Source organism: Olsenella sp. Marseille-P4559, from assembly GCF_900605015.1.
In the GTDB taxonomy this organism is placed as follows: domain Bacteria; phylum Actinomycetota; class Coriobacteriia; order Coriobacteriales; family Atopobiaceae; genus Tractidigestivibacter.
In genome coordinates this window covers 1,123,674-1,136,175 of sequence record NZ_LR027573.1, presented here as the reverse complement: position 1 = coordinate 1,136,175, position 12,502 = coordinate 1,123,674, and the positions used below count along the sequence as shown (strand labels likewise).

Annotated in this window: 10 protein-coding genes and 1 pseudogene; 6 read left to right on the top strand and 5 right to left on the bottom strand. The window is 60.7% G+C overall.

Features of this window, described 5'->3' with window-relative positions; all coding sequences use genetic code 11:
• Positions 1-75: 75 nt before the first annotated feature.
• From E0E00_RS05310 to E0E00_RS14315, 3 genes are all read right to left on the bottom strand, one after another.
• Positions 76-726: a TlpA disulfide reductase family protein gene (locus E0E00_RS05310; RefSeq protein WP_130811462.1), complete on the bottom strand. Its 651-nt coding sequence runs from the start codon at positions 724-726 to the stop codon at positions 76-78.
• A 100-nt stretch (positions 727-826) separates the two neighbouring features.
• Entirely contained in the window at positions 827-1,735 is a 909-nt protein-coding gene (locus E0E00_RS05305; RefSeq protein ID WP_130811461.1) for a 4Fe-4S binding protein, read from the bottom strand.
• Between the two features lie 9 nt (positions 1,736-1,744).
• Positions 1,745-1,915: a CD1871A family CXXC motif-containing protein gene (locus tag E0E00_RS14315; protein WP_165443561.1), complete on the bottom strand. Its 171-nt coding sequence runs from the start codon at positions 1,913-1,915 to the stop codon at positions 1,745-1,747.
• A gap of 694 nt (positions 1,916-2,609) precedes the next feature.
• Here E0E00_RS14315 and E0E00_RS05300 point away from each other — a divergent pair.
• From E0E00_RS05300 to argH, 3 genes are all read left to right on the top strand, one after another.
• Complete coding sequence (locus E0E00_RS05300) at positions 2,610-2,771, top strand: hypothetical protein (protein ID WP_207302665.1); 162 nt, start codon at positions 2,610-2,612, stop codon at positions 2,769-2,771.
• 839 nt (positions 2,772-3,610) lie between these two features.
• Positions 3,611-4,831 carry an argininosuccinate synthase gene (locus E0E00_RS05295; protein WP_130811459.1) on the top strand — a complete coding sequence of 407 codons (1,221 nt, stop codon included), beginning with the start codon at positions 3,611-3,613 and terminating at the stop codon, positions 4,829-4,831.
• 155 nt (positions 4,832-4,986) lie between these two features.
• A complete protein-coding gene (argH, locus tag E0E00_RS05290) occupies positions 4,987-6,366 on the top strand; it encodes an argininosuccinate lyase (protein ID WP_130811458.1) in 1,380 nt (459 codons plus the stop codon).
• 442 nt (positions 6,367-6,808) lie between these two features.
• Here argH and E0E00_RS05285 read toward each other — a convergent pair.
• A pseudogene (locus E0E00_RS05285) lies at positions 6,809-8,604 on the bottom strand (oleate hydratase).
• 196 nt (positions 8,605-8,800) lie between these two features.
• Positions 8,801-9,364, bottom strand: coding sequence for a TetR/AcrR family transcriptional regulator (locus tag E0E00_RS05280; RefSeq protein ID WP_165443560.1), 564 nt, complete (start codon positions 9,362-9,364; stop codon positions 8,801-8,803).
• Between the two features lie 499 nt (positions 9,365-9,863).
• Here E0E00_RS05280 and E0E00_RS05275 point away from each other — a divergent pair, with 499 nt between their 5' ends.
• The 3 genes from E0E00_RS05275 to E0E00_RS05265 all read left to right on the top strand — a co-directional run bounded on the left by E0E00_RS05275 (position 9,864) and on the right by E0E00_RS05265 (position 12,501).
• Entirely contained in the window at positions 9,864-10,760 is an 897-nt protein-coding gene (locus E0E00_RS05275; protein WP_130811456.1) for a hypothetical protein, read from the top strand.
• 105 nt (positions 10,761-10,865) lie between these two features.
• On the top strand, positions 10,866-12,212 hold the full coding sequence (purB, locus tag E0E00_RS05270) for an adenylosuccinate lyase (protein ID WP_130811455.1): 1,347 nt from the start codon (positions 10,866-10,868) through the stop codon (positions 12,210-12,212).
• A 22-nt stretch (positions 12,213-12,234) separates the two neighbouring features.
• Positions 12,235-12,501, top strand: a complete 267-nt coding sequence (locus tag E0E00_RS05265) for a TIGR03905 family TSCPD domain-containing protein (RefSeq protein WP_130811454.1) — start codon at positions 12,235-12,237, stop codon at positions 12,499-12,501.
• Position 12,502 lies beyond the last annotated feature (1 nt).

Here is a 12,502-nt window from a genome sequence, read left to right as displayed (position 1 = left end):
GGATCGGAGGAATCCGATATCGAGCGATCTCCGGCGCGCATCGTTCCCGCACGGGAGGCCTGGTTGCCCCTTGGCCTAGTTATCCTTCGCCTTGGCAAGCGCCTCATCGACGCGCTTGAGGAGTTCGCTTCCCTCGAGCCTGTCGAGACCACCGGTGATGGGGTCGCCGACGAGCTTGCCGTCCTGGTCGATGACCATCGTGGTCGGGAAGGCCGTGAGGCCCTCGATCACCTGGTTTGCGTCGCTCTTGGAGTTGAAGGCAATGTTGTCGTACGTGACCCCCTGCTTCGAGAGAATGTCCCGCCCCTCATCCTTAGCGTCATCGGTAAACCCAGCCTCGGCGTTGACTCCAAGGACGTTGACGCCCTTGTCCTTGTACTTGTCGCTCAGCTCCTGAAGGAGTGGCATCTCCTTCACGCAGCTCGTGCAGCCGTTGAACCAGAACGACAGGACCGTGACTTTGTTCTTCTTGAACACCTCGTTGCTGACGGTCTCGTCGTTGGAGATGTTCGTGGCCTCGAAGTTGGGGAACGCGTCGCCGCCCTTGAGGTGCAGCTTTGACGCCGCCTCGGGCGGGACGTCCGTCGATCCGGACTCGACGGTCGCCGCCGCGTCTGGAGCCGTTTCCGTCGACTGGCTCTTCGGGTTTGCCCCACAGCCGACCAGGGAGATGGTCATGAGGATTCCTGCGGCAGAGACCAGGGCCTTCTTCGTGACTTCCTTCATGGTGCTTCCTTTCTGAAACATTTCCCACCGTACGTATGGCTGCCGGCCTCACAGCCGGTGCATAACCGCTTTCATCGCCCCCGATACCGGATGCCGCGGCCTACGCATGCTTGCCTGCGGAGGCGTCTGGCTGGGCGAGCTTGGCCTTGACAAGGGTCAGGTCAACCTCGATTGCTTTGACGGGGCAGGCCTTGGCGCACTCGCCGCAGCGTATGCACTCGAGAGAGGAGGAGTTCTTGGTTATGTCGACATCCATCTTACAGACACGGGCGCATTTGCCACATTTGACGCACTTGTCCGCATCGACATGGTATTGCAGGAGAGAGACCTTGTTGAACAGCGAATAGAAGGCCCCGAGGGGGCAGATCCATTTGCAGAACGGTCGATAGAACATGATGCTCAAAAGCGCAATTATCGCCAGGATGCTGAACTTCATGGTGAAGAGGCTGCCCAACGCGGCCCTGATGCTCGCATCGGCAAGGGACAGCGGGATGGCGCCCTCAAGTATGCCCTGCGGGCATACGTACTTGCAGAAGTACGGGTCTCCCATCCCCACGGAATTCTGGATGAGGGCGGGAAGGGCCCAGACCATTATGACCAGGATGCCATACTTGAGGTAACGCAGGCCTTTGAGTCTCCTCGTGCTGAGCTTCTTGGGAAACGGGATTTTGTTGAGCAGGTCCTGGACCCAGCCGAAGGGACAGAGGAAACCACACACGAACCTTCCCAGAAGCGTCCCTATGAGAATCAAAATCCCAGTTATATAGTAGGAAAAGCTGAACTTGGAGGACCCGACAACCGCTTGGAATGCCCCGACCGGACAAGCTCCTGTGGCCGCAGGGCACGAATAGCAGTTAAGCCCTGGGACGCAAATCGACTTCGCCGAACCGGTGTAGATTGTCCCCTCAAGGAAATTGGGGATGCGGGGGTTGGTCAGGAAGGTGGCTATGGTCTGCACGGTTCCCCTCCTGCGCAGGAACACTCCGATACGCGAGAACATCGTTTTCATCATATGCACCTACCCGATGCCCACGCACTCGAGGCATATCCTTATCGCCTTGGCGAGAACGGTGTGGACCTCTCCTCGGTAGGCCCCATAGGCGACAAACGTGCCACCAAGGACCATCAGCAGTATCGGTATGACCCTTATACGATGAAAGACCAGAACGCCAACCTGCTTTGTATCCATACGCTCCTCCTTCTTTGCGCCAACCAGTACAGCAGACGGGGTGTTAAGTCCTCGTTAAGAGCGATCACCTTCACGGCGGGCGGATCCATCTAGGGCCTTGTTGGAGGAGAGGTTGTCACCTTCAAGACAACTGAAGAGCGGGTCGACGTGGGGATCAGCCAGGACAACCACTCCATCGTGTGGGATGGCAGCGCCAGCGAGTCTGACTACATGGTAGACGAGCAGCTCAGTGTCCTTACGGTGACCGGCCAGGCTGCGCGGCCGGTACCTCCAGCGGCGCTACGGGAGAAAATACCGGCGGGAAAGTCAGCACCAACTGGGTGCCCGAACGCCCCTGCGGCACCTCCTCTTCGCCCAACACGGTCGATTCCATGGCAACCGGCACCTGCTTGTCGGAGGTGGTCTGGCGCTATGTGTGCCTACGCTCTGCACCATAGGTGCGACATATTGAGTTCGCTTTCGAATCCAATTTCCATTAAATTGTCGACAAATCAACATAAATATTATAATCATCCTGTAATTCTGTAGCAACACGGAGATGCCATGCTGAGAAAAGTTGTGGGCTTGTGGCCGCTGCGATGGCAGCCTGTTTAGGACTCAGGCTCTCGGTATCATTCTTTGGCGGAGTCGGACATCACGGCCTTGCCCTTCTTATTGGGAACGGGCCTGGATTCTGATGGGTAGCATCCCGTTCATGATTGCAATCCATACCGCAGTCGCAGCGCGTGCGTTCGCAATCACCTATCAGGCCATGGCTAACAGGTACCTCACGGTGCTGTTGAGTGCCGCTTCCGCGATTTGCGTTATCGCTGCGTTCGCCTCTCATCGTGCCGAGGAGCAGGGGTCCAGGGAGTAAACCTCAGCCCTGTTGACGTCTTCGTTCGGTCTCCCATGACGTTTTTCTTCAACCTGAACTTCCCTCTCCGGTTCAGGTTCCGCACGAGAGGTATGCCGTCATCGCGCTCCCTGAGCATTGTGCTTGCATGCGAGGCGCTCCAGTGCGTTCCGATTCTCGGCATTTTTGGGATCGTGGACATGGTCTCGAATGTTGTGGGCTTCGCATTTGGCTTCTGTGCCGCGGATCCCGCAGTTGAACATGGCCTGCACGTCACCTAGATCGACCCACACTTCAGCTCGATTGGGGGGCAGCCAAACCTCTGCCTGTGGCCGACTCGCACCAACGTTCCCCGAATCGGGGGCCGCGGAAGGAGGCTGCCGGTCCGTGGTTGTTCCTTCCTTGGTGCCGGGGGGGCGCCGAGGAGGTCCATGATGGAGCCCTTCTCCGAATGCGACCTCATGCTGTTGTTCATCCGGACCCCTTTTGTTTCAAGCAGAAATCTTTTCTTTGCCGCACTTGCCTTGCCGCCCCGTGCGGGCCTATAGTCGCGCATAGCAACTACAGCCGCGCGAGATTCGCGCGCCACTTTTGAAGGGGTGACCAACGCATATGAGCACTACAGTATGCAGCCATAGCACGGTCACCCTCCGACGCCAGAACCGACGAATCAGCCCCGCGATGTCTTGCGCGCTGGTATAGGTTCTTGTCGCTTCTCTCTTCACAGACTCTAGACAAGGTACCCAGCAGCGCCCGGCACGATCGGGGGCTCTTCGTGACGTTGCGGCATGGCCGCGACGCTCGTTCGTTTGCATGTCTGCAAGGGGTATCAAGGCCCAACAACAGAAAGGTGCACAAAAATGGCTGAGAAAGAGAAGGTCGTCCTCGCATATTCCGGTGGCCTGGACACGTCCGTCATCGTGAAGTGGCTGCAGGTCGAGAAGGGCATGGACGTCATTGCCATCTGCGGCAACGTTGGTCAGGACGAGAAGGACCTCACCTGGATCAAGCAGAAGGCCCTCGACATGGGCGCCATTGCCTCCGAGGCCGTGGACATGCGCGAGGAGTACGCCGAGGCCATCGTCTCTAAGGCCATCTGGGCAAACGGCAAGTACGAGGGCATCTACCCGCTGCTCTCCGCGCTTTCTCGCCCCATCATCTCGAAGCACCTCGTGGACATCGCGCACCAGTACGGCGCCAAGTACATTGCCCACGGCTGCACCGGCAAGGGCAACGACCAGGTGCGTTTTGAGACCTCCATCCACGCGCTTGACCCCTCGCTCGAGATCATCGCCCCCGTGCGCGAGTGGGACCTCACCACGCGTGACTCCGAGATGGCCTGGGCCGAGGCCCATGGCGTACCCGTGCCCACCACCCACAAGAAGCCCTACTCCATTGACGACAACCTGTGGGGTCGCGCGATTGAGTGCGGCGTGCTTGAGGACACCTGGAACGAGCCGCCTTCGGACATCTGGACGATGACCAGGAACCCCGAGGACTGCCCCGCCGACCCCGAGACCGTCATCATTGGCTTTGAGGGCGGCCTGCCCGTCTCGATTGATGGCGAGAGGATGCCGCTTCTCGACTGCATCATCAAGGCCAACGAGATTGCCGGGCGCAACGGCTTTGGTCGCATCGACATGATCGAGGATCGCGTCGTGGGTATCAAGAGCCGTGAGTGCTACGAGTGCCCCGCCGCGCTCCTTCTCATCCAGGCCCACCAGTCGCTCGAGACCCTGTGCCTCGATGCCGAGACCCTGAAGCAGAAGGCCAAGCTGGACGTCGAGTGGGCCTCCACGGTCTACCGTGGCCTTTGGTACTCGCAGAACCGCGAGGCCATCGATGCGTACAACGCCTACACGCAGAAGTACGTCACCGGCGAGGTGCGCATCAAGCTCTGCAAGGGAGGCCTGTTCGTCGACGGCCTGCGCTCGTCGTACAGCCTGTACGACTACAACCTGGCCACCTACGACGAGGGCGACACCTTCGACCACTCTGCCTCCAAGGGCTTCATCACCATCCATGGCCTGCAGTCCAAGACCTGGTCTCGCGTTCAGGGCCCCGGCTCCAAGCTGCAATAGGAACGCCTCTGAGCAGGAAAGACCCGGCCTGCTCGACAGATATGCGGCAAGAGCCGCCGTCGGGGGCTACCGGCGACGGCTTTTCTATCGGCTCGTATGTGCGGGTCGTGCGGTAAGCTAGCAGGGACAACGGCACAGCATCGAGAGGGGTGCTCATGGCATTGTGGGGCGGTAGGTTCGAGAAGAGCGTCGACGCCTTTACGCAGGAGTTTGGCGCGTCGCTCAAGGATGACAAGGCCATGGCGCAGGAGGATATCAAGGGCTCGCGCGCGCACGCCAAGATGCTTGCCAAGCAGGGCATCATTTCCCAGGAGGACGCCGACGCCATAGATGCGGGGCTTGAGAGGATCTCGGACCAGATCGAGAATGGCACCTTTGCCTGGGATGTAAACGATGAGGACATCCACATGGCCGTCGAGAGGGCCCTCACCGCAGACATTGGTACGCCGGGTGCGCGCCTGCACACGGGCCGCTCGCGTAACGACCAGGTGGCAACCGATATCCGCCTCTACGCCAAGCGCCTGTGTGACGGACTTCTCGAGGGAAACGTCGAGCTTCGCCGCACAATCTTGGGCGTTGCCGAGGAGAATCTGGGCGTGGTGATGCCGGGCTACACGCACCTGCAGCATGCGCAGCCGGTGCTTTTCTCGCACCACATGCTGGCGTACTTCTGGATGTTCTCGCGCGACCACACGCGTCTTCTTGCCGCGCGCGCCGCAGCCGACGCCAACCCGCTTGGGTCCGCGGCGCTTGCCGGCACCACGTATCCGCTTGACCGCGCGTGCACCACTCAGCTTCTGGGTTTTGACCGCACGATTCCTAACTCGATGGACGCTGTTTCGGACCGCGACTACCTGCTTGACCTGGATTACGCCTGCGCCGTAAGCATGATGCACCTCTCGCGCCTGTGCGAGGAGATTGTCCTTTGGAGCAGTGCGGAGTTTGGCTTTATCACGCTTTCGGATAGCTACTCCACCGGCTCGTCCATCATGCCGCAGAAGAAGAACCCAGACTTCGCCGAGCTCACGCGCGGTAAGACCGGACGCGTCTACGGGGACCTCATGGCGCTTCTCACCACCATGAAGTCGCTCCCGCTTGCCTACAACAAAGACCTCCAGGAGTGCAAGGAGGGCCCGGCCGACGCCGCAAAGACGCTGCTCGATTGCATGGCCATTGCTACGGGCATGCTGGCAACCATGGCCGTGAACAAGGATGCAATGCTCGCCCAGGCCGGCAAGGGCTTTACCGCTGCTACCGACGTTGCCGACTACCTGGCCAAGAGGGGCATGCCGTTTCGCGAGGCACACGAGGTTGTTGGCAAGCTCGTGCTCTACTGCGAGAAGCACGGTAAGGGGCTGGAGGACCTCACGGCTGAGGAATTCCGTGCGGCAAGCCCGCTCTTTGGGAAGGATATCGCGCAGGGTCTCGACCCGGTGGGCATTGCCAACGCGCGCGTGACGTACGGTGGAATCGGCGAGGCGGCGGTGCGCGCCCAGCTTGCCGAGGCCCGGGCGCATCTCGCCGCCGACGAGTGAGGTGGGCCTCGCCACGTTAAGGTGCGAGACCCACCGGGCACGAAATTCCCGGAAGAGCGTATCCATGCTGACCGAAGCCCGTCAAAGCCTGCATGAAAACGGCCTATCGCGGGGAATCTCTGGGGTGCGTGCATGAAAACGGGCTATCGTACGGTCCCTGGTGAGCCGCATCTTTGTTTGGGTGCATGAAGATGCATTTCCACGAATACATCCCCATGTAATTATTGATGTTATGCATCTGCTATACATCGTGTCGATCGGGGTGTGAATCGGTACCGTGCGATAGGTCGTTTTCATGCAGCGAATCTGGAAAAACCGCGCGATGGGCCGTTTTCATGCAGCGGACCGCGTGCCACCCTACTTTGGGAAAGGGCGGGCAGCGGTATCCGCCGCTGCCCGCCAGGGTCGCTTGAGCCGAGCTGGCTGGATGCAGGCACTGCGGCTAGATGATACCGTAGGCCACAAGCAGCTTCTCGATGTCGGTGCCCTTGACCTTGCGGAGTGCCGCCCCGAGGGCCTTGCGCTCGATGAGGGGCAGCTTCATCTCGGTGACCTTGCGACCGTCCTGAAGCTTGGCCGTGGCGTCCAAGAGACAGCGCACGTCGTAGACCGAACCCCAGACTTCGGGTACGCCGCGGTTGACATCGCACAGCGTGTAGACGGTCTCCATGCCGGTGCGCATCGAGTACTCGGTGGTGAAGATGGTGTCGCGCGCCACCTCGGCAAACTGGCCGAGGAAGGCAAAGTTCACGGCGCCGTCGGGAACCACCTTGGGCCTGTCCGTGTCGTTTCTCGGCATGAAGAATGCGGTTATGTAAGGCATGTAGCAGGTGGTGGTGTTTGCGTGCTTCTGCGCCAGCGCCACGATGCGGTCCTCGGGGATGCCAAGGTGGTAGAGTCACTCCTCGCAGATTTCCACACCCGTGCATTCACGCATGGGCTTCTTGATGAAGTCGCCTCCCTTGTCGGTGAAGAGCGCATACACCCAAACGAGCACGTGGCCGTCTGGCTGGGTCTTGAACTGTGGCTGGCGGTTGACGGTCCAGCTGAGCAGCCACCTGGAGTCACGGGCAGTCACGATGCCCCCAGTCACCACGCGCCCAGAGAGCGGGTCGTGGCGGCAGATGCGCTGAATGGCCGAGAGAATCTCGGGATCTGCGGTGTCGACGGTGGCGCTCATCCAGTTGGATTGCTCTGGGTCACTGCAGAGGACATCGGGGTTACCGAAGGAGCCATCTGGCGCTTGCGCGGCGATGCGACGCCACATGTCCCAGCCGCCACCAGGTCGAATCTGCGGATCGACCTTGGCCACAGTGTTCTGCGAACCCCACGTGGCGTTCTCCACGCACCCGCCGTTGGTGATGTAGACCTGGTCGTTCTTGGTGAGGGGGATGCGGTCCTCAATGCCATCGTGTTGAACCACAATGGCGCGCGCGACCTTCTTGGCTGCTTTCGTGGCAGATGCGGGGACAAAGTCAAACTCTACGTTCACGACCTTCTGTCCATACTCGATGGACACGCCTGCAGACTCGATGTACTTGATCATGGGCAGGATCATCGAGTCGTACTGGTTGTAGCGAGTGAAGCGAAGCGCCGTGAAGTCGGGCAGGCCACCGATGTGGTGGATGTAGCGCTGGACGTAGCGCTTGACCTCGAGCGCGGAATGCCAGTTCTCGAAGGCGAACATGGTGCGCCAGTACATCCAGAAGTTGGAGCCAAAGACCTCATCATCCCAGATCTCGTTGATGCGCTTGCCATAGAGCTGCTCGTTGGGGTGAAGAAGAGCTTCATGATCTCCGTGAGGCCGGCGTCGGAGAGGCCAAGCTTCTTATCCATGTGGGCGTCCTGGCCGCGGCTCTCGGTTGCGCGGCACAGCGAGTAGTTGGAGTCCTCCTTGTTGAGCCAGTAGTACTTGTCAAGGACGCTTTGGCCTTCGTGCTCGATGGAGGGGATGGAGCGATAGAGGTCCCACATGACCTCGAAGTGGTTGTCCATCTCGCGGCCGCCGCGCATGGTGAAACCAATGGGCTGCTGCTCGCCGTCGCAGGCGCCGCCGGGCAGCCTACGCGCCTCGAGGATGTGGATATTCTCGCCGGGCATCTGGGCGTCACGCACCAGGAAGCAGGCGGCCAAGAGCCCCGCAAGGCCGGTGCCCACGATGTAGGCGTGCTTGTCCTCGATGCCTTTGGGCTTCTTGGGGCGGGCGAATGCTTCGTAGTTGCCAGAGCTGTAGTACATGGCGACCTCCTCGTATGGTGCCGTGACATCCGTCCGGGCTGGTGCCTGGGCCACGGACGGTGGGGTTATGGAGCGAGGATTCCCGTGCGCAGGCAATGGCAGACTAGACAGAATCGCCAGTCTGTCTAGTTTTCGAATTTTGTTCAAAATATAGGATAAGCGTGCGGACCGAGACGGATACCGCTGCGGCGGCTCACTACAGACGGCGAGAGAAGCGCTCGACTGCGGCGGGGATGTCTCCGTGCACCACGCGGTCGAGCTGGGCCACAAGCTCCTCTGGCCTCTCGGTCATGCCGTTGGTGACCCAATTGATTACTGTGGCCACAAAGCCAGCAGCGTAGAATTGCGAAATAAACGCTTGGTCATCGGCAGAGATGTCGAGGTCTTTGCTCTCCTCGGCAACCACGCTCATGACGAGTTGGTCCGTGCGGCTGTGAAGAAAGCGCTGGGCGTAGTTGGGGTCGACGGAGTGGATGGTGCGAACGACAAAGTCGCGGTCGTGAAGGATGTGCTCGAGCAAAGCGCACATGCCCTGCTGCCAGGTGTTGTAGGTTCTCTCGTCTCCCAGGACCTCATCGGCCTCGACGGTGTAGATCCAGGCAACCAGGTCGTAGACGCTTTCGAAGTGGTAGTAGAAGGCCTGGCGGTTTACGCCCGCCCCGGCCGCGAGCATGGTGACCGTGATCTTGTCAAGCGGATAGCGCTTGATGAGGCGCTTGAGCGCGCACGCCAGTTCCTGCCGAGCATCTTTGCGAGGCATGGGCGCTCCTTCCCGGTCTATGGGTTGTTGCGGTAGGGCAAGCTTGCTGCTTTCGAAGATGATAGCGCCATGCGCGGACGGTCCCCAGGCGCTTTTGGGGTCATGCGTGCAACGACAAATGGCCAAACTGCACGCAGAATCGAGGATATGAAGGTTACTTTTCCGCGTTGGACGCCAGTTCCGGGTGCCGCGTGCCAACGCACCGTCCATCTGCCGCGCACCAACTGGGAAAACGCCCGCAGCAAGGCGGGCTCGCACCACCTGGTGCGGCTCAGGAAGGCCAGGGGGCCTTCAAAACCTCGATTCTGTGTGTCGATTCGCGACTGCTTGTTGCGCGCATGGTACGGAAGGGCACCTGGGGCCGCCAATGCAGTAAGGTTTTGGGAGCAATCGCGCCGGGCGCAGCCCGAGGAGAGGGGAACGAATGCCCAGTACTGCCCAGAAACGCACGGAGACGCTATCTCCACGTACCAAAATGCCCGCGACACTTGAGGATCCCATGGGGCCCGTTGGCCCAGATGACGAGCCTGCCCCGCGCACACGGCTGATTGTGACCGTCATCCTGGCGGCGTTGCTTCTGGTATCGGAGTTCCCGCTTGGCATGTACCTCTCAAGCACAGATGCCTATTCCAACGTCAACGCAACGCTCGACAGCCAAAAGACGACTGCCATGGGGCTGGTGGCAACGGCCACCGCGGCATCCGTAGCCGTCACGGCCATCCCCGATGATGTAGGTACGCCCATCGGTGAGCAGCTCGCGGATCTCTCGGGAAAGCTTGTGGTGGTGCTTTCGGTGATTTACCTCGAGAAGTTCCTCCTCACCACGCTTGGTCTTATTGGGTTTAGAATCTTTGTCCCCATGGGACTTGCCATGGTCATCGGTTGGCTGTGGGCACATCGGAGTTGGGGACCACGTCCTGTGCTGTTTGTGTGGGGCGTCAAGCTCATGGTGGTAGGCGTTGCGCTGGCAACGCTGGTTCCTGTGAGTGCAGGCCTGACCGACGCCATCAACACTCAATATCAGGCCTCGCAGCAGGTGGAGGCCGCCGTTCAGGCAACCGATGAGGCAACGCAAAGCGTGTCTGACGGCACGGCGTCCGAACAGGACACAAGCGACAGCCAGAACCTCCTCGACGTGCTGGGATCGGCTGTTTCCAGCGGTATCGACGCGCTGGCCTCCGGTGCCCAGGAGGCAGCGGGTACCGTTGCATCCCAGCTCAACAAGCTCATCGACGCTGTTGCCGTAAGCATTGTGACCTCGTGCCTTGTGCCCATGGCAGTACTGCTGGTCTACTTCTGGCTTATCAAGCTTTTCACCGGAGCAGACCTTAGCGGCTATGTGACCAAGGCACAGGCAGGCGTTGGGGGCGCCATCAAGCGTGCTATGACGCGTTAGCCCGCATGCCGTTGCGCGCCGGGCCTGCCCGTCACCCTCGGAGAACCCCCGCCACCTCGCGCGGTAAAATCGAATTACCGCCATGCTGCTGCGAAAGGAACGCAGATGATCGATCGCTACACCCGTCCCGAGATGGGCCACATCTTCTCGCTGGAGAACAAGTACGCCATCTGGCAGGAGATCGAGGTCCTTGCCTGCGAGGCTCAGGCCGAGCTGGGCAAGATTGGCATCACCAGGGAGGAGGCCGCCTGGATTCGCGACCACGCCGGCTTTGACAAGGACGAGGTCGACGCCATCGAGGCCGTCACCAACCACGACGTGATTGCGTTTCTCACCGACATGGGTCGTCACATCGATACTGACGTCCCCGAGGGGGACCCCAAGCCCAGCCGCTGGGTCCACTTTGGCATGACCAGCTCGGACCTTGGCGACACGGCCCTCTGCTACCAGCTTGTCCAAGCCACCGATATCCTGCTTGACGACTGCAAGGAGCTCGGCGAGATTTGCAAGCGCCGTGCCTTCGAGGAGCGCGAGACCCTCTGCGTTGGCCGCACGCACGGCATTCACGCCGAGCCCATGACCTTTGGCATGAAGTTTGGTAGCTGGGCCTGGGAGCTCAAGCGCGACTACGACCGTCTCAAGGATGCCCGTGCCAATGTGGCCTTCGGTGCCATCTCAGGTGCCGTGGGAACCTACAGCTCGATTGATCCCTTTGTTGAGGAGTACGTCTGCAAGCACCTGGGCCTGGTGCACGACCCGCTCTCCACGCAGGTCATCTCGCGCGACCACCACGCCTACCTGGCCGGCGTTCTTGCCACCACGGCGGCGACCTGCGAGCGCATTGCCACCGAGATTCGCAGTCTCCAACGCACCGACACCCTCGAGGTGGAAGAACCCTTCCGCAAGGGCCAGAAGGGCAGCTCGGCCATGCCTCACAAGCGCAATCCCATCACTGCCGAGAAGGTCTGCGGCCTCTCCCGTGTGGTGAAGGCAAACGCGCAGGTGGCCTTTGACGACGTGGCGCTCTGGCACGAGCGCGACATCTCGCACTCCTCGGCGGAGCGCGTGGCCCAGGCCGACAGCTTCATGGCGCTTGACCACATGTTCCAGTGCCTCATCCGCATCGTCGACGGCCTGGTTCTCTACCCGCAGCGCATGCTGGCCAACCTCAACAAGACTCGTGGCCTCATCTACTCGAGCAAGGTTCTGCTTGCCCTGGTAGAGACCGGCATCACGCGCGAGGAGGCCTACAAGATCGTGCAGGATGACGCCATGGCCACCTGGCACGAGGTCCAGGACTGCACGCCCGGCACGACCTTCCGTGACAAGCTGGCCGCCGATGGCCGCTGCACGCTCACCGCACAGCAGCTCGACGCCATCTTCGACCCGCAGAGCTTCCTGAAGCGCAAGGACGTGGTTTTCGACCGCCTGGAGAAGCTCGAGTTCGCGTAAGCGCCACCAAGAGGAGAGATTCATGTTCCACTACGACTTTAGGCCCCGGGGCGTCTGCTCCCAGGCCATCCATATTGATCTCACGGATGACGGCTCGACCATCGAGGGCGTCTCCTTCGAAGGTGGCTGCAACGGCAACCTCAAGGCCATAGGCAGGCTGGTCAAGGGCCAGCCTGTCGGCCAGATAGCCGGCACCCTTGCGGGCAACGCCTGTGGGCCCCGCCACACCTCCTGCGCCGACCAGCTGAGCCTCGCCCTGCACGAGGCCCAGGTCGCGGCGCAAGCCTAGG

What these genes read in the sequence shown, in the direction of transcription:
- E0E00_RS05310 (WP_130811462.1), bottom strand. Translation starts at nt 726, where the DNA reads ATGAAGGAAGTCACGAAGAAGGCCCTGGTCTCTGCCGCAGGAATCCTC.
- E0E00_RS05305 (WP_130811461.1), bottom strand. Translation starts at nt 1,735, where the DNA reads ATGAAAACGATGTTCTCGCGTATCGGAGTGTTCCTGCGCAGGAGGGGA.
- E0E00_RS14315 (WP_165443561.1), bottom strand. Translation starts at nt 1,915, where the DNA reads ATGGATACAAAGCAGGTTGGCGTTCTGGTCTTTCATCGTATAAGGGTC.
- E0E00_RS05300 (WP_207302665.1), top strand. Translation starts at nt 2,610, where the DNA reads ATGATTGCAATCCATACCGCAGTCGCAGCGCGTGCGTTCGCAATCACC.
- E0E00_RS05295 (WP_130811459.1), top strand. Translation starts at nt 3,611, where the DNA reads ATGGCTGAGAAAGAGAAGGTCGTCCTCGCATATTCCGGTGGCCTGGAC.
- argH (WP_130811458.1), top strand. Translation starts at nt 4,987, where the DNA reads ATGGCATTGTGGGGCGGTAGGTTCGAGAAGAGCGTCGACGCCTTTACG.
- E0E00_RS05280 (WP_165443560.1), bottom strand. Translation starts at nt 9,364, where the DNA reads ATGCCTCGCAAAGATGCTCGGCAGGAACTGGCGTGCGCGCTCAAGCGC.
- E0E00_RS05275 (WP_130811456.1), top strand. Translation starts at nt 9,864, where the DNA reads ATGGGGCCCGTTGGCCCAGATGACGAGCCTGCCCCGCGCACACGGCTG.
- purB (WP_130811455.1), top strand. Translation starts at nt 10,866, where the DNA reads ATGATCGATCGCTACACCCGTCCCGAGATGGGCCACATCTTCTCGCTG.
- E0E00_RS05265 (WP_130811454.1), top strand. Translation starts at nt 12,235, where the DNA reads ATGTTCCACTACGACTTTAGGCCCCGGGGCGTCTGCTCCCAGGCCATC.